The sequence below is a fragment of the Castellaniella hirudinis genome, from assembly GCF_047468865.1.
Lineage (GTDB): Bacteria > Pseudomonadota > Gammaproteobacteria > Burkholderiales > Burkholderiaceae_B > Castellaniella > Castellaniella hirudinis_A.
Map to the genome: position 1 here is coordinate 93645 of NZ_JBLGTV010000004.1, position 23863 is coordinate 117507.

Annotated in this window: 18 protein-coding genes and 1 riboswitch; of the genes, 4 read left to right on the plus strand and 14 right to left on the minus strand. The window is 66.6% G+C overall.

Features of this window, described 5'->3' with window-relative positions; genetic code table 11:
- The 5 genes from ACMHYJ_RS07420 to ACMHYJ_RS07440 form a co-directional block, all read right to left on the minus strand.
- The gene (locus ACMHYJ_RS07420; RefSeq protein ID WP_414245578.1) at window positions 1–3078 is read right to left on the minus strand and encodes a multidrug efflux RND transporter permease subunit; all 3078 of its coding nucleotides are present in this window, start codon (window positions 3076–3078) and stop codon (window positions 1–3) included.
- Window positions 3075–4244, minus strand: coding sequence for an MdtA/MuxA family multidrug efflux RND transporter periplasmic adaptor subunit (locus ACMHYJ_RS07425; protein WP_414245579.1), 1170 nt, complete (start codon window positions 4242–4244; stop codon window positions 3075–3077). The genes ACMHYJ_RS07420 and ACMHYJ_RS07425 overlap by 4 nt, the downstream gene beginning before the upstream one ends.
- A gap of 17 nt (window positions 4245–4261) precedes the next feature.
- Window positions 4262–5014: a cell division protein ZapD gene (gene zapD / locus ACMHYJ_RS07430; RefSeq protein ID WP_414245580.1), complete on the minus strand. Its 753-nt coding sequence runs from the start codon at window positions 5012–5014 to the stop codon at window positions 4262–4264.
- The gene (gene coaE / locus ACMHYJ_RS07435; protein ID WP_414245581.1) at window positions 5011–5655 is read right to left on the minus strand and encodes a dephospho-CoA kinase; all 645 of its coding nucleotides are present in this window, start codon (window positions 5653–5655) and stop codon (window positions 5011–5013) included. The genes zapD and coaE overlap by 4 nt, the downstream gene beginning before the upstream one ends.
- Window positions 5656–5737: 82 nt before the next feature.
- The gene (locus ACMHYJ_RS07440) at window positions 5738–6442 is read right to left on the minus strand and encodes a prepilin peptidase (RefSeq protein WP_414245582.1); all 705 of its coding nucleotides are present in this window, start codon (window positions 6440–6442) and stop codon (window positions 5738–5740) included.
- Window positions 6443–6574: 132 nt separating this feature from the next.
- Between ACMHYJ_RS07440 and ACMHYJ_RS07445 the strand changes: the two genes are divergently transcribed.
- Window positions 6575–7261 carry a hypothetical protein gene (locus tag ACMHYJ_RS07445; RefSeq protein ID WP_414245583.1) on the plus strand — a complete coding sequence of 229 codons (687 nt, stop codon included), beginning with the start codon at window positions 6575–6577 and terminating at the stop codon, window positions 7259–7261.
- Window positions 7262–7385: 124 nt separating this feature from the next.
- Here ACMHYJ_RS07445 and ACMHYJ_RS07450 read toward each other — a convergent pair whose 3' ends face one another.
- From ACMHYJ_RS07450 to ACMHYJ_RS07480, 7 genes are all read right to left on the minus strand, one after another.
- Window positions 7386–7694, minus strand: coding sequence for a response regulator transcription factor (locus ACMHYJ_RS07450; protein ID WP_414245584.1), 309 nt, complete (start codon window positions 7692–7694; stop codon window positions 7386–7388).
- A 98-nt stretch (window positions 7695–7792) separates the two neighbouring features.
- Window positions 7793–8644, minus strand: coding sequence for a pantoate--beta-alanine ligase (gene panC / locus ACMHYJ_RS07455; protein WP_414245585.1), 852 nt, complete (start codon window positions 8642–8644; stop codon window positions 7793–7795).
- Window positions 8645–8664: 20 nt separating this feature from the next.
- Window positions 8665–9531 (minus strand): segregation and condensation protein A, encoded by an 867-nt coding sequence (locus ACMHYJ_RS07460; protein WP_414245586.1) that lies wholly within the window; start codon window positions 9529–9531, stop codon window positions 8665–8667.
- Between the two features lie 9 nt (window positions 9532–9540).
- The gene (locus ACMHYJ_RS07465; protein WP_414245587.1) at window positions 9541–9732 is read right to left on the minus strand and encodes a DUF3460 family protein; all 192 of its coding nucleotides are present in this window, start codon (window positions 9730–9732) and stop codon (window positions 9541–9543) included.
- A gap of 156 nt (window positions 9733–9888) precedes the next feature.
- Entirely contained in the window at window positions 9889–10677 is a 789-nt protein-coding gene (locus ACMHYJ_RS07470; protein ID WP_414245588.1) for a helix-turn-helix transcriptional regulator, read from the minus strand.
- An 8-nt stretch (window positions 10678–10685) separates the two neighbouring features.
- Entirely contained in the window at window positions 10686–14459 is a 3774-nt protein-coding gene (gene metH, locus ACMHYJ_RS07475; RefSeq protein ID WP_414245589.1) for a methionine synthase, read from the minus strand.
- Window positions 14460–15134: 675 nt separating this feature from the next.
- Complete coding sequence (locus tag ACMHYJ_RS07480; RefSeq protein WP_414245590.1) at window positions 15135–18416, minus strand: autotransporter domain-containing protein; 3282 nt, start codon at window positions 18414–18416, stop codon at window positions 15135–15137.
- A 150-nt stretch (window positions 18417–18566) separates the two neighbouring features.
- On the opposite strand from ACMHYJ_RS07480, the gene ACMHYJ_RS07485 reads away from it, so the two are divergent.
- From ACMHYJ_RS07485 to ACMHYJ_RS07495, 3 genes are all read left to right on the plus strand, one after another.
- Window positions 18567–18722 carry a hypothetical protein gene (locus ACMHYJ_RS07485; protein WP_414245591.1) on the plus strand — a complete coding sequence of 52 codons (156 nt, stop codon included), beginning with the start codon at window positions 18567–18569 and terminating at the stop codon, window positions 18720–18722.
- A gap of 59 nt (window positions 18723–18781) precedes the next feature.
- A riboswitch (cobalamin riboswitch) is annotated at window positions 18782–18953 on the plus strand.
- 109 nt (window positions 18954–19062) lie between these two features.
- Window positions 19063–20973, plus strand: a complete 1911-nt coding sequence (locus ACMHYJ_RS07490) for a TonB-dependent receptor plug domain-containing protein (RefSeq protein ID WP_414245592.1) — start codon at window positions 19063–19065, stop codon at window positions 20971–20973.
- A 4-nt stretch (window positions 20974–20977) separates the two neighbouring features.
- Complete coding sequence (locus ACMHYJ_RS07495) at window positions 20978–21991, plus strand: cobalamin-binding protein (protein ID WP_414245593.1); 1014 nt, start codon at window positions 20978–20980, stop codon at window positions 21989–21991.
- A gap of 24 nt (window positions 21992–22015) precedes the next feature.
- On the opposite strand, the gene ACMHYJ_RS07500 is transcribed toward ACMHYJ_RS07495, so the two are convergent.
- A complete protein-coding gene (locus tag ACMHYJ_RS07500) occupies window positions 22016–22375 on the minus strand; it encodes a DUF4870 family protein (protein ID WP_414245594.1) in 360 nt (119 codons plus the stop codon).
- Window positions 22376–22488: 113 nt separating this feature from the next.
- Complete coding sequence (locus ACMHYJ_RS07505) at window positions 22489–23736, minus strand: hypothetical protein (protein ID WP_414245595.1); 1248 nt, start codon at window positions 23734–23736, stop codon at window positions 22489–22491.
- Window positions 23737–23863 lie beyond the last annotated feature (127 nt).

Here is a 23863-nt window from a genome sequence, read left to right on the forward strand (position 1 = left end):
CTAGGCCGCCGCGCGCCGCCGCGCCAGGCGCTCAAACCACAGGTAGATCACCGGCGTGGTAAAGAGCGTCAGCAGCTGGCTGCACAACAGGCCGCCCACCAGCGCCAGGCCCAGGGGCTGGCGCAGCTCGGCCCCCGAGCCGCTGGCCAGCATCAAGGGGACGGCGCTGAAAAACGCCGCCAGCGTCGTCATCAGAATGGGCCGGAAGCGCAGCAGGGCCGCCTCGTGGATCGCGGCCTGCGGCCCCAGGCCGCGTTCGCGCTGGGCGTCCAGGGCGAAGTCGATCATCAGGATGGCGTTTTTCTTCACGATGCCGATCAGCAAAATAATGCCGATCACCCCGATCATATCCAGCGCCGCCCCGCCCAGCCACAAGGCCAGCAGGGCGCCGATGGCGGCCGACGGCAGCGTGGACAGAATAGTCACCGGGTGGATCAGGCTTTCGTACAGCACGCCCAGCACGATGTACATGGTGACCACAGCGGCCAGCAGCAGCCACAGCGTGCTGGACAAGGACGCCTGGAACGCCCGGGCCGCCCCCTGGAACTGGATATCCACGGTCTCGGGCACCCCCAGTGCCACGCGGGCGGCCTCGATGGCCTGCACGGCGTCCGACAACGCCGCCCCGGGGGCCAGGTTGAACGAAATGGTGCTGGCCGGAAACTGCCCCAGGCGCTGCACGGCCAGCGGCCCCACCCCCGGCACCAGGCGGGCCACCGTGGCCAGGGGCGTCACCCCGCCATCGCCGGTGGACACATGCAGATTGGCCAGGGCCTGCGGGCCGCCATCGCGCAAGGCCGCATCGGCTTCCAGCACCACCCGGTATTGGGCCGACTGGGTGTAAATAGTGGAAATCAGGCGCTGGCCAAAGGCATCGTACAGGGCGTCGTCGATGGCCGCTTGCGTCACCCCCAGGCGCGCGGCGGCGTCCCGATCCACCTGCACGGCCAGGACGAGCCCCCGATCCTGCAGGTCGGCCACCGCCGTCCGCACCGCGGGCAGATCCTGCATGGCCTCTACCAATTGCGGCACCCAACGGCTCAAGTCGGCGCCATCCAGGCTGGACACCGTCATCTGAAACTGCGCCCGGCTGACCTGATCCTCGACGGAGAGTTCCTGCACCGGCTGCAGCCAGGCCTGCAGGCCCGGCACCGCGTGCAAATCCCGATCCAGGCGCTCGATGACGGCCTCGGCGCGGACGTCGCGCTGCCCCAGGGGCTTGAGCGTAATCTGCAGACGGCCCGTGTTCAGGGTGGTGTTGTCGCCGTCGATGCCGATGAACGACGCGACCGAGTCCACCGCCGGATCCGCCAGAATGCGATCGACCGCATCCCGCTGCAAGCGGGACATGCGCGCAAAGGACGCGGTCTGCGGCCCCTGGGTGATCGCCTGGATGGCGCCCGTGTCCTGCAGGGGGAAGAACCCCTTGGGGATGCCGGCGTACAGACCGGCGGTCACCGCCAGCGTGGCCACGGCAAACCACAGCGTGGCCGTCTGGTGCGCCAGCACCCAATGCAGGCCCCGGTCGTAGCTGCGCACCAGGGCGTCCAGCCGCCGCCCCACCCACTGCATGGCCCGGCCGTGCGCGGCCTCGCCGGACTGGGGGCGCAGCATGCGGGCGCACATCATCGGGGTCAACGTCAGGGAGATCAGCAGGGACAGCAAGATCGCCACCGCCAGCGTGACGGCGAACTCGCGGAACAGGCGCCCCACCACATCGGCCATGAACAGCAGCGGGATCAGCACGGCGATCAGGGACACGGTCAGCGACACCAGGGTGAAGCCGATCTGCCGCGCCCCGCGCAGGGACGCCACCAGGGCGCTTTCGCCGGTCTCGATGCGCCGCGCGATGTTCTCGATCATGACGATGGCGTCATCCACCACGAAGCCGGTGGCGATCGTCAGGGCCATCAGGGTCAGATTGTTGATGCTGAACCCCATCAGAAACATCAGGCCGAACGTCCCCACCAGGGACAAAGGCACGACGATGCCCGGAATCAGGGTGGCGCGCCAGGTGCGCAAGAACACGAAGGTCACCGCCACCACCAGGGCGATGGCCAGCAGCATTTCGATCTGCACATGATCCACCGAATCCCGGATCGTGTGGGTGCGGTCCGACGCCACTTGCAGATCCACCCCCACGGGCAGGGTCTGGCGCAGGCCCGGCAGCAGGGCTTCGATTTCATCCACCACCTGGATCACATTGGCGCCGGGCTGGCGCTGGATGTTCAACAGCACCGCCGGGGTCTGGCCGAACCAGGCCGCCTGGTACAGGTCTTCGGCGGCGCGGCTGACCCGGGCCACGTCGCGCAGGCGCAGGGGGGCGCCGTTTTCATAGGCCAGGATCAGGTTTTCGTAATCCGCCGGTTCTTTCAGCTGGTCGTTGACGCTGATCGTCATGGAACGCTGCGGCCCATCGAGGTTGCCCTTGGGCTGGTTGACGTTGGCCTGCACGACGGCCTGGCGCACCTGCGCAAGGGTCAGGCCATGCGCCGCCAGCGCCAGCGCATCCACCTGGATGCGCACGGCGGGCCGCTGGCCGCCGGCCACGCCGACCAGCCCCACCCCGTTGATCTGGGACAATTTCTGCGCCACCCGGACTTCGATCAGGTCGCGCACCTGATCCAGGGGCAGCGTGGGCGACGTGACCGCCAGCGTCATGACCGGCGCGTCGGCCGGGTTGACCTTGCGATAGATCGGCGGCGACGGCATGTCGCCCGGCAGCAGATTCGAGGCGGCATTGATGGCGGCCTGGACTTCCTGCTCGGCCACGTCCAGCGACAAGCCCAGGTCAAAGCGCAGGGTAATGCGCGACGAGCCCCCCGAACTGGTGGACAGCATCTGCGACAGGCCCGGCATCTGGCCGAACTGGCGTTCCAGCGGCGACGTGACCAGGGCCGTCATGACATCCGGCCCCGCCCCGGGATACAGGGTGGTGACCTGGATAGTGGGAAAATCCACCTGCGGCAACGCCGACACCGGAAGCTCGCGGTAGGCCAGCAAGCCCGCCAGGGCCAGGGCGATCATCGCCAGGGTGGTGGCAACGGGCCGCAGGATAAAGGGACGCGACAGGTTCACGCGGCGGGTTCCACGATTTCGACCAGGCTGCCGTCACGCAGGCGATCCGTGCCTTCCAGCACCACCTGGTCGCCCGCCTGCAGGCCGGATTGGATGACCACCTGACTGCCATCGTCCACCCCCGTCGTCACCGCCACCCGCTGGGCTTTCCGGTCGGCCCCGATCCGGTAGACGAATTCGCCGCCGGCCCCGCGCTGAACCGCCCGCAAAGGCAGAACCAGCCCGGATTCCAACCCCAGGCGCAAGCGCACCTGAACGAATTGATTGGGAAACAGAGCGTCATCCTGGTTGGCGAACCGGGATTTCAATTGGACGGTGCCGGTAGCCACGTCGATCTGGTTGTCGACCGCCAGCAGCCGCCCGTCCGCCACCACGGCCCCGCCCGCCTGCGCCAGCAGCTGGGTGGTCAGATCGGGCACCCGCCGGCGCGCCTGGAGCAGATCGGGCAAGGCGGTCTGGGGAATGGAAAACACCACATCAATGGGCCGGCTCTGCGTCAGAACCACCAACCCATCGGCATCGGCCGCGTGCACCATGTTGCCCACGTCGACCTTGCGCATCCCCAGTCGCCCATCCAGCGGCGCCGTGATGCGGGTATAGCCCAGCTGCATGCGGGCATTGTCCACGGCGGCCTGGTCGATGCGCGCCTGGCCTTCGAGCTCGCGCACCTGGGCCCGGGCGGCGTCCAGCTGCTGGCGGGCAATGGAGTCCTGTTTGAACAGTTTTTCGTAACGGGCCAGATCCTGGCGGGCATTGGCCAGTTGGGCCGCATGCTGCAGCTGCTGGCCTTCGGCCTGGGCCAACTGGATTTCAAAGGGCTGCGGATCGATCTCGGCCAACAAGTCGCCCGCCTGGACGGCCTGCCCATCGGCAAAATGCAGCGCCAGCAAGGGGCCGTCCACCCGCGACCGGATGGTAACCGACGCGGGCGAAGTGACCGTGCCCAAGGCCCGCAGGTTGCGATCCACCTGCCCCGGCGCGGCAGCGACCACCGCCACCGGCGTGGCCTGGCCCGGCACCCCGCCGCGAAACCCCCGGCCCATCGGCTGCTGGCCCGGCGGACGCGGCCACAACAGCCAGACGAACAGCCCGATCAGCGCCAAAAGCGTTACCCACGCCCACACCCGTCGGCGCCCGCCCGCAGGCGGCGTCGTTAAATGATCCATGAAGGAAGACCCTGAATTTAAAGATTGCAGCGCGCCAACCGGAACGCCACATCGCGCGCGACCGCCTGCGGCTTGGCCTGGTTGTCCTGGGTGGAAAACCGTACCCAGATCACGTATTTGTTGGCGCTGATTTCGGGAAACACCTGGTGTTCGCCATCCACCCAGACCCGCAGCAACTGGAAGGTCTTGCCCCCCAGCATTTCCTGGTACGCCCCCTGGCTGGCCACTTGGTCGCGGGCATCGCCGGCATCGCGCAGCAGCTGTAGAATCAGCGCCATCGCCTGGTGCAGGCACATCATGGGCGCGATCCAGCCGTTCAGGTCGCGGACGCGGGTTTCGGACGGTTTGACCTGCCACGCGTAATAAGAGGGCAAGTCGATGGGCGACGACCCCCCCGGCACCGTGATGCGGCCGCGCAGGCTGGACAGCCATTCGTTGTCGCGCAGGCACTGGCCGATGCGCCCCTGGCCCGCCAAGGCCGCCGAGGCGCCCTGGATATCGGTCAACAGACCATCGACCGTGGGCACATCCACCCCCGGGTGCTCGCGCAGGGCCGCCAGGGCGGAGCGATGGCGATCCAGGTCTTGCAAGACGGCCGTGCGCACATCGGCGCGTTCACAGACATCCAGGAGATCGAACAAGGTCGCCAGGGCGATCTGATGGTGGTGGGGGTCTTCGCCCCGGGCGAAAAAGAACAAACGGTCGAAAAGATATTCGACCCGCAGCAGGGTGCGGACACGCTCGTTGCAGGGGTACTCGTAGAGAATCACACGCTAGACCCTATTTTGGGGATATCCCGGACAAGCCGCTGCGAGGCCAGGCGGGCCCAGGACTGATGGAAATGCCAGGATTGCTGGCGCAGGGCGTCCAGCGAGGTGGCGCCATCATTGATGATGACATCATCGGCGGCGGCCAGACGGGTTTCCCTGGGGGCTTGTGCGGACATGATACGCCCAATGGCCTCTGGCGTCAGCCCGCTGCGGGCGCCCACCCGGCGCACCTGCGTATCGGGGTCGCAATCGACCACGCACACGCGATCGACCCGCTGGCGCCAACGCCCGGTCTCGACCAACAGGGGCACGACATACACCACATAGGCGCCGCCGGCCTGCGCGGCCTGCCGCTGGACGGCCTGCTCGATCAAGGGGTGCACGATGGCTTCGAGCCGCTGGCGCGCCGCCGGGTCGGCAAAGGCGTGCGCGCGCATCCAGGCGCGATCCAGGCCGCCGTCGGCGGCAACGGCGACCTCGCCGAACGCCTGGCGCAACGCCGCCATGGCCTGCCCCCCGGGCCGGGTGAGGTCGCGGGCGATCTCGTCGGTATCAATGACGCTGGCCCCCCACTGGCCCAGCCACTGGGCCACTTGGGACTTGCCCGAGCCGATGCCGCCGGTCAGGCCGATTGAAAACATGATGAAGCCGCCATGATATTGGTTTGGAATCGCAGTCTGGACTGTATCGTAGCAAGAAAATATGGAGAAATTTTGAAAAGCCTCAGACCGCGCCCAACACCAGGCCCAGACAGGCATGCGCCCGATCCGGGCCCAGCAAAACCCATGGCAGGGCCGCCAGGCTCAGGCACGGGCCGAAGGGGTAGGACGACCGCCGGCCGGCCCAGCCACTGAGCCACCACAACACACCCAGCACACAGGCCAGCCACAGCACCACCGACACCAGCGGCCCACCCAGCCAGGCTGCCAGCATGGCCAGGCACTTGACGTCCCCGCCCCCCAGGCCCGCCTGCCCCCGCATCCGGTGATACGCCCAGGCCAGCCCCGCCAGCCCGCACCAGACCAGGCCGGACAGCAGGACGGCGGGCACCAGCCCCAGGGGCCCGCACAGCCAACCCAAGCCCATCAAGGGCAACGTCAGGGCATCCGGCAGCAAGCCGCTGTGCCAATCCAGGAAAGCCAAGGCCCCCAGGCCCAGACACAGCACCCCGCCGGCCAGACCCAGCCCGGCCTGATCCCACGACAACCAGAATACGGCGCCGCCGGCCAGCGCGCCGCACAGAGCATCCGGCCACCGAACAGGGGCGCGGCCATAAGCCCGCCGGGCGGCCCCCCATAACGTTTCCGCATTGGCCGCCGCCCCGGCCCGCAGGCGGCGCGCATAGCCCTGGGACCACGCGGCAAACCCCGCGCCCGCCCAGGCCGCCAACCCGGCCAGGATCAGGCTGGCCGCGGCCGCCGCGCTCATGGCGTCCTCCGGGCCGCGCCATGCCGGCTGGCCGCGCCGGCCGACCCCCGGCAAAGCCGGGCCCAGGCTGCCCAAGCCACCGGCAAATGCGTAAAATGGCTTCTTTGCCAACCCTCTGCCTCTGTGACCCTCATGCTGCGTCCTCACTCTTTGTCCTCCCGCCTGCTGGGCGTCGGCCTGCTGGGCCTGCTGGGGGCCTGCGCCCAACAGGCCGGCTATTACGACCCCCCGCACGAAAGCACCACCTCAGATGCCCGGCAGCGCGCCCAGGGCGGCAGCGGCGCGATCGCCCCCTCTCAGCTGCAGCTGGGCTTCGGCGGCCAGGACACCCGCCAGGCGCCTGCCTCGGCCGCCGCGCCGGCCGCCGCCGACGCCGCCCTCCCCGTCCCGGTATCGCCCGATCCGGCCGCGCCGGCCACCACGGGCCGCACCGGCCTGCCCCAGGCCCTGGCCGACACGCGCACCTACCTGGGGACGGTGGCCTGCACGGACGCATCCGCCTGCCTGGCCCGGCGCCTGGTGCTGACCCTGGCCCCGGACGGCCAATGGCGGGCGCGCAGCACCCCCCTCCAAGGCAACGCCCCGGTCGACACAGCCATGGGCTGCTGGTTCCCGACCCAATCCGCCCCCCCGCGCATCGTGCTGCTGGCGGGCGAACACCCTTATGCCAGCCTGGAACTGGCGCAATCCAATGTGTTCAAGGTGCTGCGCCTGAACGACCAGGCCCCCTTGCTGGAATCCCGCCTGACCCGCCAGGCCGACCTCGACCCCATTGCCGAACTGGCTTCGCGGCCGGCGCAGGCCTGCCCGGCGCAATAAGCCGCCACCCGCCCGGCGGCCTGCGGGCACGCCGGACTGACTTTGCAGACGGGCAATTTCGCCCCGCAGCTCGGCGGCAGCCTGCGGGCACGCCAGGCTGACCGCACACGGGAAAACTGCCCGGTCAGCCCGCGCGCAACGCGGAGCGGACACCGCTGCGCGCATCCATCGGGTCGTCCTGAGCGGGGATTTTCAGGTGGCAGCGCAGGCAACGCCGGGTGAGTTCCACCGCATTGCGCACCCCGACCTTATAAAAGATACGGGCCCGATGGGCCTCGACCGTGCGATGGGACAAGCCGAGTTCCGCGGCAATGACCTTGTTCGAGCGTCCCGCCGTGATGTAGCCGGCCACCTGGCGTTCGCGCAGGGTAAGCCGCTGCCAGGGCGGCGTATCGGGATGATGGCCTCCGGGACGCGGATAAGGGATGGGCATGATGAATCTCCTCTTTTAATATTGCATTTTGTAAAAGGATTCTTTCATGCTTGGTTACCCGAAACAGCTGCCAACGCTGACAGCGCCCGGGACAATAACTACACGGCCGTGAATTCCAGGTTGTCGATCAGGCGGGTGCCGCCCAGACGGGCGGCCGTCAACACCACCAGGGGCTCGCCCGCCTGGATTTCATCCTGGCTGGGTGCCTGGAGATCGCGCTGGCGCCGCACCGCCACATAATCCGGCGCCCAGCCCCGGGCCTGCAGGGACTGCATGGCGCCGGCCTCGACCACGGCCAGATCCGACGGCCCCGCCCGCAGGGTGTCGCGCACCTGTTGCAGCAGGCCATACAAGTAAGGCGCTTCGGCGCGCTCGGCCGCCGACAGATAGCGATTGCGCGACGACAGGGCCAGCCCGTCGGCATCGCGCACGGTTTCGTGGGCAAGGATTTCAACCGGCAACTGGAACTGCCGGCACATGGCCCGCACCACCATCAGTTGCTGGTAGTCTTTCTTGCCGAACACGGCCACGCGCGGCTGCACACAGGAAAACAGCTTCAGCACGACCGTGCTGACGCCCATGAAGAAATCCGGGCGGAACGCGCCTTCCAGGATCTGGCCCAGAGCCTGGCCGGGCTGGATGCGGAAGTTCTGCGGCTCGGGATAGAGCTCGCGCTCGTCGGGCGCAAACAACACGTACACGTCGCGTTCGCCTTCCAGCTTGGCGATGTCGTCCTGCAGGGTGCGCGGATAGCGGTCGAAGTCTTCGTTGGGGCCAAACTGCAGGCGATTGACGAAAATACTGGCCACGACGGGGTCGCCATGCTGGCGCGCCAGGCGCATCAGCGACAAATGCGCCGCATGCAGATTGCCCATGGTGGGCACGAAAGCCACCCGCAACTGGCCGCGCAACTGGTCGCGCAAGGCTTCAATGGAATGAACAACTTTCAAGAGAGGCTCCGGTAACGGCGTCAAGCCGAACGCGTATAGGATAAACGGACATACAGCGGCGCATACGGCGCCGCCTGGGTGATGTCCAGCAGGGATTCGCGGCACAGTTCCAGCAGGGCCAGGAAATGCACCACGATCACGGCGGCCGGCTCGCCCATCTGGATGCGTTCCAGGAAAAGCTCGGTGAATTCCATGTAGCGCACGGCCGACAGGCGCCGCAGGATGTGGCTCATGTGGTCGCGCACGGACAACTGTTCGCGTGTAATGCGGTGGCTGGCATTCAGGCGGGCACGCCGCAGGATGGCGGCCCAGGCCTCGCGCAGATCGGCCACGCCGACTTCAGGCAGCAGGATTTCCGCCGCCAGGTCGGCCTGGGCATGGCCCACCATGAAATCCCGCCCCACCCGCGGCAGGGCATCCAGCTGCTGGGCCGCCAGCTTGATGCGTTCGTATTCCAGCAGGCGGCGCACCAGTTCGGCGCGCGGATCCTCGGCTTCTTCGCCGGTATCCGATTTGCGCACCGGCAGCAGCATGCGCGACTTGATTTCGATCAGCAAGGCGGCCATCAGCAGATATTCGCCGGCCAGTTCCAGATTGGTGCGGCGCACCTGCTCGACGTAGGCCAGATATTGCGCCGTGACTTCCGCCATGGGAATGTCCAGCACGTTGAAATTCTGCTTGCGGATCAGGTAGAGCAGCAAGTCCAGCGGCCCCTCGAAGGCTTCCAGAAAGACTTCGAGCGCATCGGGCGGGATATACAGGTCTTGGGGGATGGCGAACAGGGGCTCGCCATACAAGCGGGCCAAGGCCACGTGGTCGATGACATCGGGCGTGCTGTCCACGGCCGGGGCCATCAGGGCGTCCAGCCCGGGGTCCGCAGACGGCATGGCGGGAAATCAGGCCTTTTGATAATAGACGTAGGGATCCTGGGCGACCTTGGACGCCCGGAAGCCGTCTTGCTGCTCGGGGTTGAGGTCTTTGTCCCACAGGCGAAAGCGACCGGCGCGCTGGCGGGCTTCGGTGTCGGGGTGGTCGGTCTTGTATTGGGTCAGGAACTGGGTGAGTTCGGACGTGTGGTTGTTTGCCATGATGTCTTCAAAGCCAGGAATAATAAAGCGAGTTTACAGCACCTGCGCCACTTGCCGCGATCAGCCCCGCCACACGCGGCACCGCCTGCGGCGCAGCCCCTGCGGCACATGGCGCAGGGGCTACGGCGCGCGCGCCCGCCACACGCGGCGCGGGGGCTACGGCACGGCCCCCCGCAGCAGCATCACCAGCTTGCAATCCGGGCGGATCGCCAGCCTGAAGGTGAATTGGCGAAACCGCAACAAACCGTGCTGGGGATGCTGGAATTCGCGGGTGCCGCCTTCGCGGTCCACCACGGCCTGGCGCGTCCAGCAGTGGGCAAACCAGGGGTTGCCCGCCTGCAGCTCCGCCACCAGGGCGGCCAGGGCGGGATCGCCCGCCACGGCGGCCACATCGGCGCGGAATTCCGCCACCACCCGGCTGGCGCGTTCCTGCCAATCCACCACCAGGGACCGCGCCGCCGGATCCATGAAGATGTAGTGCAGCAAATTGGGCCGTCCCGTGGCGGGCCAGCCATCGAACAGCTGCTGCAAAGGAGGGTTCCAGGCCAGCACGTTCCAGGCCTGATCCAGGATGTAGGCCGGATCGCAGATGCGATCCACGCAATCGCTCAGGCCATCGGGCAGCGGCACGCCCTCCCGGTGCCCGGCCTGCGGATCGGCGCATTCGGCCAGGCTGAACAGGTAGTGGCGCTCGGCCCGATCCAGCCGCAGGACGTCTGCCAGCCGCTGCCAGACGTCGGCCGACACCGAAATCCCGCGGCCCTGTTCGATCCAGGTGTACCAAGTGGCGCTGATATCGCACAACTGGGCGATTTCTTCGCGCCGCAGCCCGGGCGTGCGCCGCCGCACGCCCGCGGGCAAGCCGCAGTCCTGGGGACGGATGCGCCCCCGGGCGCTGCGCAAAAACGCCCCCAAGGCGCGGCGGCGGGTGTCGTCGTCACGCAAGACGGCCCCTAGCGCAAGACGCTGGCCAGGGTGCGGCGCACATCGTCTTCGTCCCGGCCCGTGCGGGCGGCGAAATCGGCCACCTGGTCGGCGCCGATATTGCCCACGTTGTAATACTTGGACGCGGGGTGGCTGAAATAAAAACCCGACACGCTGGACGCGGGCATCATGGCGAAGCCTTCAGTCAGCTGCATGTCGATTTCGTCGCACTTCAGGATATCGAACATGGCCCGCTTGACCAGGTGTTCCGGGCAGGCGGGATAGCCCGGGGCGGGACGGATGCCCTGGTATTTTTCGGCGATGATGTCCTCGTTGGGCAAGGATTCGTCCGGCACGTAGCCCCACAGGTCGCGCCGCACCCGTGCATGCAGGGTCTCGGCAAAGCCTTCGGCCAGGCGGTCGGCCAGAGCCTTCAACATAATCACGGAATAGTCGTCGCCGGCATCCTGAAACTGCTTTTCGTATTTTTCGATGCCCAGCCCGCCCGTCACGGCGAACATGCCGATGTAATCCATGATGCCGGTGGATTTCGGCGCGATGAAATCCGCCAGGCATTTATTGTCCACGCCGTCGCGCTTTTGCGTTTGCTGGCGCACCCCGCGCCAGGTCAGCAGCACTTCGCTGCGGGTTTCGTCGGTGTAGATTTCAATGTCGTCATCGTTGATGCTGTTGGCCGGGTAGAAGGCCACCACGCCATTGGCCGTCAGCCAGCGGCCTTCGACGATGCGCTTCATCATGGCCTGGCCTTCCTCGTACAGCTTGACGGCCTGTTCGCCCACCACCTTGTCCGTCAGAATGGCGGGAAACTGCGCCATCAGGCCCCAGGATTGAAAAAACGGCGTCCAATCCAGGAATTTCAGGATTTCGTGCAGGTCGTAGTGCTTGAACACCCGGCGGCCGATGAACTTGGGGCGCGGCGGGGTGTAGTTGGCCCAGTCGATGGCGGGCTTGGCCGCGCGCGCCTGGGCGATGGTCAGCATGGGGGTGGCTTTGCGGTTGGCATGGCGCTGGCGCACCACCTCGTATTCGTCGGCCACGCTTTGCAGATAAGCGTCGGCCTGGTCGGACATCAGGCTGGTGGCCACCCCCACCGACCGGCTGGCATCGGGCACATAAATGACCGGGCCGTCGTAGTTGGGCGCAATCTTGACGGCGGTATGCACCTTGCTGGTGGTGGCTCCGCCCACCAGCAGCGGCAGATTGCGCTCGCGGAAATACGGGTCGCGCTGCATCTCGGATGCCACATAGGCCATTTCTTCGAGGCTGGGGGTGATCAGGCCGGACAGCCCGACCATGTCCGCGTTCATTTCCTTGGCCATGTCCAGAATCTTGGCGCACGGCACCATCACGCCCATATTGACGACTTCAAAGTTATTGCACTGCAGCACCACGGTGACGATGTTCTTGCCGATGTCATGCACGTCGCCTTTGACGGTGGCGATCACCATCTTGCCCTTGGAGCGCACGTCGCCCCCCGCGTCGGCCAGCTGGCGTTTTTCTTCTTCGATGAAGGGCAGCAAATGGGCCACGGCCTGTTTCATGACGCGGGCGGATTTGACCACCTGCGGCAGAAACATCTTGCCCGCGCCAAACAGGTCGCCCACCACGTTCATGCCGTCCATCAAGGGGCCTTCGATGACTTCGATGGGCCGCCCGCCGCCGGACATGATTTCCTGGCGGACTTCTTCGGTGTCTTCGACGATGAAGGTGGTGATGCCGTGCACCAGCGAATGGGTCAGGCGTTCGCGCACCGTGCCCTCGCGCCAGGTCAGGTCTTCTTCTTTTTTCTTGCCGGACCCGCGCAGGGTGTCGGCCAGCTCTACCAGGCGTTCGGTGGACGTGCGTTCGTCGGCGGGATCGGTCTTGCCCAGGGGCTCGGCCCGGTTGAACACCACATCCTCGATCAGGTCGCGCACTTTAGGGTCGAGTTCGGAATACACGCCCAGCTGGCCCGCATTGACGATGCCCATGGTCAGGCCGCGCTGGGTCGCGTAATACAGCACGACGGCATGGATGGCCTCGCGCATGGCTTCGTTGCCCCGGAACGAGAAGCTGACGTTGGAAATCCCCCCCGAGGTGCGGGCATGGGGCAGGTTGTCCGTGATCCAGCCCACGCCTTCGATGAAGTCCAGGCCATAGCGGTTGTGTTCTTCAAGGCCGGTGGCGATGGCGAACACATTGGGGTCGAAGATGATGTCTTCCGGCGGGAAACCCACCTGATTGACCAGGATGTCGTAGGCTTTGGAACAGATGTCGATGCGCCGCTGCAGATTGTCGGCCTGGCCATCGGTGTCGAAAGCCATCACCACCACCGCCGCGCCGTATTTGCGGCACAGCCGGGCCTGTTCGATGAACGGCCCTTCGCCTTCTTTCATCGAAATCGAATTGACCACGCACTTGCCCTGCACGCAGCGCAGGCCGGCCTCGATGACGGGCCACTTGGAGCTGTCGATCATCACCGGCACGCGGGAAATGTCCGGTTCGGAGGCCAGCAGATTAAGAAAGCGCGGCATGAGGGCCAAAGCATCCAGCATGCCTTCGTCCATATTGACGTCGATGATCTGCGCGCCGTTTTCCACTTGCTGGCGAGCCACCGTCAGAGCCTCGTCGAATTTTTCTTCGCGGATCAGGCGCAGGAACATCTTGCTGCCCGTGACGTTGGTGCGTTCGCCCACGTTGATGAACAGGGTGTCGCGGTCGAAATTCAGGGCTTCCAGGCCCGACAGGCGGGTCTTGACGGGGATGACCGGCGGCTGGCGCAACGGCAGGTCGCGCACTTTGCGGGCGATTTCTCGGATGTGGTCGGGCGTGGTGCCGCAGCATCCCCCCACCACATTGACCAGCCCGGCCTGGGCGAATTCTTCGAGCAGGCCGGAGGTGTCGGCCGGGGTTTCATCGAAGCCGGTTTCGGCCATGGGGTTGGGCAGGCCGGCGTTGGGGTAGACACAGACGTAGGTGTCGCAGATTTTGGAGAGTTCGGCGACGTAGGGGCGCATCAGGGCGGCCCCCAGGGCACAGTTCAGGCCGATGGTGACGGGCCGGGCATGGCGCACGGAATTCCAGAAGGCTTCGACGGTCTGGCCGGAAAGAATCCGCCCGGAGGCGTCGGTGACGGTGCCCGAGATCATCACCGGCAGGCGGACGGCGCGTTCTTCAAAGACGGTTTCGATGGCGAAGATGGCCGCCTTGGCGTTCAGGGTGTCGAAGATGGTTTCGATCAGCAGGATATCCACGCCGCCGTCGATCAGGCCGTTGATCTGTTCGGTATAGGCGACGCGCAGTTCTTCGAAGGTGACGTTGCGCGCGCCGGGGTCGTTGACGTCGGGCGAGAGCGAGGCGGTCTTGGGCTGGGGGCCCAGGGCGCCGGCGACGAATCGCGGGTGGTCGGGCGTGGACACGGCGTCACAGGCTTCGCGGGCCAGGCGGGCGGAGGCCAGGTTGAGTTCGTAGGCGATGTCCGGCAGGCCGTAGTCGCCCTGGGCGACGCGGGTGGCCCCGAAGGTATTGGTTTCGATGACGTCGGCCCCGGCCTGCAGGTAGGCGGTGTGGATTTCGCGGATGACGTCGGGGCGCACCAGGGAAAGCAGTTCGTTGTCGCCTTTGACGTCGTGGTCGTGGTCGGCGAAGCGTTCGCCGCGAAAGTCGGCTTCGGTCAGTTTGTAGCGCTGGATCATGGTTCCCATGGCGCCGTCCAGCACCACGATGCGTCGCCCCAGCAGGCGCACGAAGTCGGCGCCCTGGGTGTAGGTTTCGACGGGGTAGGGTAAGGCGGGGTAGGACACGGCGGGTTCCACGGGCATGAAGGAGGGAGAAGCTTCGATTGTATCGTTATGAAGGAAGGCGGGCGGGAACGGCGGGATTGCTGCTTTGAGGCTGCGCATGGGGGGATCGCTGTGTTGGGGTAGCGCATTGGGAGGATCGCTGTGATTGGGGGGATCGCTGCGTTGGGATAGCTCATCGGGGGGTGGGGCATGCCGGGGGGACAGGTCGCAAATTGGCGGCTTCGCCGATTATGTTGGGGGTGGCTCCAACAGTCCCCCCGGCATGCCCCACCCCTCGATTGACGTAGACAAGCGGCGGTGATGCGGTGTCGTGACCTGTGGCGGTGATGCGGTGTCGTGATCTGCGGCGGTGATGCGGTGTCGTGGCCTGTGGCGGCGGCTGTTCCAATGAGAGGAAGCGGATCGGCGGCGGCTGTTCCAATAAGACGAATCGGATAAGCCCGAGCACACACGAGAACCGCCGATTACGTCACCATGCGGCACGCCGCCATGGAGGATGGCCGTCCGCAGCGCTGCTATCTTTCCGTCTTATCTGTCCATCTTATCTGCCGCCCGAGCGCCTTGGCGGGCCGAAAACCACCGCCTGGGGGTTTTCGGCCCGCCGCTCAAAAACGGGACGGTTGCTTCGTGAACGCCGGGCCGTGAACGCCGGGCGCGGGCATGCGCCTGGGAGGATCAGAACGTCCAGCGGGCGGTCAGGCGGCCGTCAATGGCCTGGTAGCCGCCGCCGGTTTGACCGCCGAGATCCAGGCCGATGGACAGACGGTCGCCGCGCTGCCAGGACAGCCCGGCGCGCAGTCCCAGCAGATTGCGCGGCAGCAGGGCGTTGTCAGTGTCGAAGGACACGGCGGGTTGGGCGGCGAAGCGGGCGGACTGGCTCACGGATCGGGACAGCCAGTCATGATCCCAGCTGAGGCGGGCCTGGGCGGCCCAGGCGCTGCCGTCGGGCTGATCCCAACGGGCCTGGGCGGTCAGGCCCAGGCGGGTACGCAGGGTGTCGGCGTGCTGGCTGTCCAATTGCAGACGGCTGGCACGGGGGCCGGATTCATCCACGGCCGGGCGTTGGCTGCGGGCGTAATCCAGCGCGGCAAACGGCCCGGCGGATACGCTGCCGGACAAGGCGAACAGGTAGCCGCCGGCCAGCTGGGCCGCCGCCTGGTAGCCCGTCCAGCGGGCTTCGTGGCGGGCGCTGTAGTCGGCAAAACCCAGGGTGCGGGTCAAACGGCTACGTTCGACCCCCAGGCGCGCACCGCCCGACAGATATGGCCCGGCCCAGGCGTCGGGCTGGTAGCGCCACTGCCCGCCCAGGCCCAGGGCGGTGGCCTTGGCCTGGCCCGACCAGGGTGCTTTCAGATCCACGGTCTGCTCGGCGGCGTCCAGGCTGAGGCCCACGCGGACATCCGGGGCGCGATCCAGGCGGCGGCTGCCGCCGATGACGACGCCATACAGGGTGTCCCGGCTGGCGACGAGCCCATCCTGCGCCTCCTGGCGCCCCGCCCCGCCAAACAAGGCGGCATATCCTGTCCAGCCCGCCGCTTGCGCGTCGGGGACGTCGGCCACCTGCGCCTGGGCCGTATCCAGCGCCAGACGGTCGCGCCGCAGCGAGGCGGCCAGCGCCGCGTTATAGCCGGCGGCCGACAGCTGCGGCAAGGCACGCCTCACTTGGCTGCCATCGGCCGCCGAGAAATCCAGGCTGGCCAGCAACCCCTGGGCGGCCTGCGGCCCCCGGGCCGCCAACTGCGCCAAGGCCTGGCCCACCCGGCGGTCGTTGCCGTCCGCCCCGTAGCGGCCATAGGCATCGGCCGCGCGGGTCATGCCCAGGCGATATTGCCCCGGCCCGTCGGGCAGCGCGCTGAACGCCAAGGTGGGCGACACCGGGGCGAACCGCACCGCGTCGAATTGCCCGGCGACCTGATCCGCCCGCAGGGGCTGAACGGCGGACAGCCAGCCATCGGCATACCAGCCCGGCAGGGCGTGCAGATCCAACGCGCCTTGCAGGCTGGCCACGCCCTCGACGGCCAGCACGTCGGACTGCCCCTGGGTGTCGAAACGCGCCGACAAGGTCCCGGATGCGGCCTGGATATAGTCGCCCCAAACCGTGATGCGCCCCAGGGCATCCGCGCCGCCAGGCGCCAGCACCCCCTGGTTGAGCAATGCGGTACCGGCGGCGGCCAGATCGTACTGGCCCAGGCCGCCCAGCGCCGCCTGGGGACGGATCACGGCCCCCCGCACCTGGTGGTGGCCGTCCAGCCGGGTCTGCCCGCCGGCGAAAACCAGGGTCAGGTTGTCCCGCCCCTGGATATTGCCGTCATAGACAAAGCGGAAATCCGCATCGGCCCGATCCGTGGCCCAGCCGTCCGCATCCGCTTGCCGGCCAAAGGACAGCGTGGTCAAACGCAGGTCGCCCTGCGCGTCCCGCTGGGCGTAATCCGATACGATGTCGCCCTGAATGCGCGCGCCCCTCAGGATATTGACCTGTTCGACCAGGGCATTGTCCGCCATGTACAGCGCGGCCCCCGCCCCGGCCACCACACCGCTGATGTCCACCTGATCGGCCAGGGCGCCATCCAGTTCGGGCAACAAGGGAATTGCGCCCTCGGTGGACGTGCGGATATAAGACCCCCGGTACTCGACGGCATCGCCGCTGCCCAGGTTGTGGCCAAAATCGAAGCGCAGGCCCACCCCCTGGCTGCCCAGGGCCTGGACATCGCCGCGCACCGCCAGCCGATGCCCCCGGCCATAGGCCAGCAGCACCCCTTGGCCATTCTGCCCTTGCGCATGCACCCGCACGCCGGGGGCGACCACCAGTTGGTTGGCCTCGCCATCCACGCGTATCCCCGTCGCCCCCGCCCCGCTGGTCAACAAGTCCGCCTGCTGGCGGATACGGTTATGACTGCCGTACACATGCAGGCCCACGCCCAGCGCGGTGGGGTTGGCCTGCTGATCCAGATAGGCCGTGCCCGCCGCATTGCGGGCGAAATACCCCCGGGTATTGACAATATCCAAGCCGCTGCCATAGACGGATCGGCCATAGAAGTTGCGCCGGTCGATGTGATAGCCCAGGTCCTGCATGACCGCCAGTTCGGCCTCCATCAGCCGCGTATAGTTGCGGTATTTCTGGTGGCTCATCAGGCTGTTTTTCAGCTCCAGATGGCTCATGGTGTCGGTGTCCAGGGAATAGGCCCCGAACACATCCTGGCGCAGCATCTTGACCGGGATGCCCGGCAAGCCGCCCTCCAGGGCGTCTTGCACGTGCGCGCCGACAAACAGCCCCTGATCCTGGCGCACGTCGAAGCCATCGGGGTCGGTATTGCTGCACAATGCGCACAAAATGGCCTGCCCCGGACGGGCCGGCCGGCCATGATCGTCCACCAAGTGCTCGGCCCACGCGGTGAACGCTTCGTTGAAGAAAGGCTTGGTGGGCGACGCATAGAAATTACTGTTGCTGACCCCCAGGGTATGCGCGAATTCGTGCACCGCCACCGCCGCCATGTTCAGGCCATTCTGGTCGCCGATCGGCATCCAGGGGTTGACCCCGGGCAGCCAATCCATGGTGCCCATGGCGAAAATCCCGTGCGCCCCATAGGGCAGACTGGCCGCCGGGAGGGCTTCGCCCTGCAGCGCAATCTGCAGCGGGACCTTGTACGTCTGCCCGTTGCTCAAGGGCTGACTGGACCCGAATGCCCCGGACTCGTCATAGGTGCCGATATTCAATACCCCGACGGTCCCGCCCGGCAGGGGGCGAATGACCGAGGCCCAATAGTCGGCGGCGTGCAGAATATTGGTTTTCTGATCGGCATCCAGCTGCCAGGTGGCAACAAGGTCGGTGTCCAGCTGGTCGCCGAACCAAAATGCGCCGTCCTGCGGGCCGAAAAACCGCACTTCGAAAACCTGAGCGCCGTCTTCCCGAACGACCGCCTGCGCGTCATAGGCCTGCGCACCGGCGGGGGCAAGCATCAAGGCAAGGCACAACAAGGAAAAAACGCAATGCAATCGGGGCTGGGCCGCCATCGAGGTCTCCGTCGGGTCTGAGGCATGATTTCGGGAATCATACTGGCTATTTCATGCCTCGCTTGTTATACTAGGGTTAACCCTTAGGAGAGCTGCATGTTAGTCCCGTTTTCCGACTATCCAGTCAACAAAGCTTTCGAACGCCTGATGGCCGAAGAACGCGCCGCCCGGGCCGCGCAAGCCCATCAAACCAGCCTGCTGGCCCGTCTTTTCAAAGCCCTGTTCGGGCGCCGCGACACGACCTACGCCTGAGCCGCACACGTTTGAGTCCCCAGTCTCAAGACACGGCCCCTGCCCGCCTGACGCGCACTATAATACCCGCCGAAACAGGTATGCCCGGCCATCGCAATCCGTCGGGCATCTAAACGGGAAACAGACGGTTCACCGAACCCAGCTGTGCTGCCCCCGCAACGGTGTGCGCCTGCCCCGGCTCCGGCCCCCGCAGGCGTCAGCCCGATACCGGCCTGATTCAACCTCCTGATACCCGCATCGCCTCCATTTCGGCCCGCCGCCTTTGCCGGCGGCCCGTCCAAAGGCCTGCGGGCGTTGACCATCATGGTGTGCGGGGACGCGCACCCTCACAGGGCCTGTCATGAATCACCCATTGCCACGGCGCGCATTGCTCGCCGTTTCCTGTCTTTTCCCCCTGGCCGCCACGGCCCAAACCCCCACCCCCGAAATCCAGGCGCTGCACAGCATCGTCGTCACGGCCAGCCGCAGCGCCGAGCCCCTGGCCGATGCGGTGGGCGACGTCACCGTCATCGGCCAGGATCAGCTGGCCGCCGCCCGGGGCGACAGCATCACCGAAATCATCGGCCGCCAGCCCGGCGTGCAGATCATCAGCAACGGCGGCCCGCAAACCGCCAGCGGCATTTTCCTGCGCGGGGCCAATGCCAACCAGACCCTGGTGCTGGTGGATGGCCTGCGCATGTCCGAACTGCTGTCGGGCGGCACCCGCCTGGAAGCCATCGACCCGGCCCTGGTGGAGCGCGTGGAAATCCTGCGCGGGGCGGCCAGCAGCCTGTACGGCTCCGACGCCATCGGCGGGGTGATCAACATCATCACCAAAAAAGGCGTGCAGGATCGTCCGCTGTCGGCCTGGGCCAACGCGGGCTATGGCACATACAACACCCTCAAGTTCAGCGCGGGCCTGTCGGGCGCCAGCCACGGCTGGGACTACAGCCTGGCGGGCAGCATCGGCAGCAGCAGCGGTTTTGACGTGATGCGCGGGCATTTTGCCAATAACAGCAGCACCGACAGCTGGGGCCACTACACCGACAAGGACGGCTACAACAACCACGGCTGGTCCGGCACCCTGGGCTATCAGTGGCAACCCGGCCACCACATCGGGCTGATGGCCTACAGCACCTACCTGCATGCGGATTCCGACGGGGCCCAGGACGATTTCCCCTATGCCACCGAGGACAATGTGCGCAACCTGGTGCGCCAACAGGCCTATGCCATCACCAGCACCGATCAGATCACCCCCATCTGGGAAAGCGTGCTGCGCTTCGGCTGGACCCGGGATTCGCTGGACTACCGCCGCCCGACGGAAGGCTCGTTCGTGCATTCCAGCCTGAAACGCACCTGGTCCTGGCAGAATAATTTCCAGATCCGCCCGGATCACCGCGTGTCGATCCTGGGCGAGCGCGTTGAAGAACGCATCAACAGCGATTTCGATTACGAAGAAAACGGGCGCAATATCAATAGCCTGGCCCTGATCTATAAAGGCAGGGTGGATCGCCTGCACACCCAGGCCAGCCTGCGCAACGACAACTACAGCGACCACGGCAGCCAGGTCACCGGCGGCCTGGGCCTGGATATCGACCTGACAGACCGCTGGCAAGTGGGCGCGGCGGGCAGCACCGGCTTTCGCGCCCCCACCTTCGCCGACCTGTACCAGGGCGGCGGGATGTTCTACCAGGGCAACCCCGACCTGAAACCGGAAAAATCGCGCAATATCGAAGCCCACCTGCAATACCAGGACGACGCCACCCTGATCCGGCTGACCGCCTACCAGAACAAAGTGCGCGACCTGATCATCAATGTGTCCGACCCCGTCACCTGGATGACATCCCCGGCCAACGTGAACCAGGCCACCCTACGCGGCCTGACCCTGGCGGGCGAACACACCCTGGGCAATACCACCCTGCGCGGCAGCGTGGATCTGCTGGATCCGCGCAACGACGATCCCGGCGCGGGCGAGGGTTCGCAACTGCAGCTGCGGGCGCGCCAGGTGTTTTATCTGGCCGTGGAGCACCGCATCCAGGCCTGGAAGCTGGGCGCTGAATACCAATACACCGGCAACCGCTACGCCGATGCCGCCAACCGCACCACCCTGGGCGGCTACAGCCTGGTCAACCTGACCGCCGCATACGACTTCAGCAAATCGCTGGGCATGCAGGTGCGCTGGAACAACGTGCTGGACAAGGACTACGTGCGCGTGGACGGCTACCGCACGCCGGGATCCAATGTGTTCGTGAACCTGTCCTGGCGGATGTAAAGCCATGGCGGGCAGCGGCTGGACGCGGGCGGTCAACCATGGTGTGCCGGCGCGGCTCGCCGCCGCAGTCTGCGCGCTGGCGCTGGCATGGGGCGCGCCGGCCCCCGCCGGGGCCGGCCCGGCGGCGCGGGCCGCAACGGCCCCGCTGACAGCCCCGCACCGGGTGATCACCCTGGCCCCCAGCGTCACCGAGCTGGTCTATGCCGCCGGGGCGGGGGCATCCATCGTGGGCACGGTGCTGCACAGCGACTATCCCCCCGCCGCCCGCGATATTCCCCGCGTCGGCGACGGGGTGCAGCCCAGCGACGAAGCCGTGCTGGCCCTGCGCCCCACCCTGGTGGCGGCCTGGTATCCCACCGAAGCCACCCAGGCGCTGGCCCATCGCCTGCAGCCCCTGGGCATCCCGCTGGTCTATGCCAATCCGCAGTCCCTGGACGACATCCCCCGCCTGGTGCGCCAGTTGGGCCGGCAGCTGGACACCGCCGCTCAGGCCGACAGCCAGGCGCGGGATCTGCAGCGGCGCATCGACGCGCTGGGCCAGACCAGACCGGACGCCATGGGCCAAACGGGCGCAGACGCATCCCGCGCAAGCCCCCCCCGCGCGGCGGCGACGGCGGACGCTCCCCCTGTCTCGGTATTCATTGAAATCAGCGCCGACCCGCTGTACACCCTGGGCAACACCCCGCTGATCAACGACATCCTGACCCGCTGCGGCGGCGTCAACCCTTATGCCGACAGCCCCATCGCCGCCCCCCAGGTCAGTGTGGAAACCGTGCTGCACCTGAACCCCCAGGTGCTGATCGTGTCACCCTACGGGCATGAAACCCTGGCTGCCCGCACCCGCTGGTGGGCCGACCATGGCCTGTCCGCCGCCCGCGCAGGCCGGGTCTACGCCGTCAACCCCGACTGGCTGCACCGTCCCGGCCCCCGGCTGGTGGACGCGGCGGAAGTCATCTGCGAAGACCTGGCGCAAGGGGAAAGCGGGGCCAGGCGCCCAAGCGGCCAGCCATCGGGCTGAAGCACGGCCTGACGGCCGCTTCCATCAATACATCGGCTTGCCGTCATTCAGGTACAGCCAGCCCTTGACGGCGCGGTAGATGGTCCAGACGGCGTTGGCCAGCAGAATCAGGCCGCCGATAGCCACGAACAACAACAGGCCGCCGATGATCGCCCACAGCAGGGAGAACCAGAACGTGCGAATCTGCCAGCGAAAGTGCGACGCCCAAAGCGTGCCCTGGACATCGGCCCGCTTCACATAGTTGATGATGATCCCCACCAGGATGGGGACGCCGCCCAAAAAGAAACCCACAGCCTGCAGGATGTACACCAGCTGGGCGATCTGCTTGCCCGCATCGGGGTTGCGGCCGCCGGCTGCGACCGGGCTTGGGGTGTGGTCAGTCATGCTGGATTCCTCAGCGCAAGATAAACAGGCATTTTAAGCACACCGCGCGATGCGCGCCGGCAGGGGCTGCAGGGGTGGCGCAGGCCCCCTGCAGCCTTGAAGCGCGATGCCCCTCAGTTGTTCAGGAACACATCGCCCCGATCGGGCGGTTGCGGCTGGCTGGCCGCCTTTTTGCGAGGGGCGGGCTTGGCGGCCACCGCAGGCTTTTTATCGGTCTTGCGCACGATATAGGTCGTGCCTTCGGACAAGGCCCCAGTGGACATCCGCAAAAAGGCGAACTTGGGCTTGACCTGGGTGATCTTGCCCAGGCCGATTTCGGTTTCCATCGAGCCCAGGGATTCGCCGCTTTGGGGGTCGATCAGTTCTTCGCCGGCCTCGAAGACGGCATAGGTCTCGCCCACGGCCACCCCGCCCTCGCCCCGGTTGATGATGGCGGTATCCGCCTTGACCACCTTCACCACCTGGATCGGGTAGATGGCGGCCACCATGCGGTCGATCAGCTTGTCCGCCGCCCCGCTGATCAGCCTGGACAGGGTGGCGGACCCGACGCTGGTGGCCCCCGGATAGGTGCCGCCGAACTTTTGCGACCCCGACCACTTGACCTTGCGCGAGGCGAATTCGATGACCTGCAACTGCAGGGTGCCGCTGGCGGCGCTCTTGACCAGGACTTCGCCGGTCATCGCAATGGTTTCGCGCTGGTTGTTGCTCACCCCCAGGCTGGGCAGGCTGGCCACCACCAGGTAATCCGCCCCGCTGGCCTGCGACAGGCGGGCCATTTCGGCGTCGGCGGCATCGTCCCCGGCAATGAACGCTTTTTCGTCCTGAAAGAGTGCGTCGTTTTCACGGTTGAGCACGTCGAAGCGGCGCGATCCCACCAGGGATTCGCCCACCGTCTGGATCAGCAAGGCGCGATAGCGCTTATTGTTGCTGACCACCACGGCACTGCGCCGGTTGGTATCCGCCCCCATGCGTTCAAACTTGGCGTAGCGCAGGGTGACGGTGGCCTCCCAACCGCTGCCCGCTTGAAAAACGTTGTTGACGTCATAGCCGAGAATCGGTGCATTCTGCGGTGTATTCAAGGCCTGTTGCACGCTTTTGTTCAGCACGCTGACCAGTACCGAATGGTCTTCGGCATCGACGGCGGCGTCCACCGCCGTGTTTTGCACCACGGACTGTGACGCCAGGCGCACGCCAAAGGCCTGGCTGGCCGCATTGACCAGGGCGGCCTGGATGGCGTCATCCCGGCTCAATCCCTGGCCATCGGCGGTGACTGTGGCTTCCGTCACCTGGGCAGCGGCGGGCATCAAGCTCCCCAGGCCAAAGACCAGGGCCAAAATCCAGGCGGAAATCAATGCTTTCATGGCGGTATCCGGTAAAAACTAAATCACAGAATCAGGCCGGGGAAACGAGGCCCCATGCCCTGCCGGGCGGGTCGCCTCGAATGTGCCGTCCGGCCCGCCCCTGCGGCGCCTTTGACAAGCGCAGGGG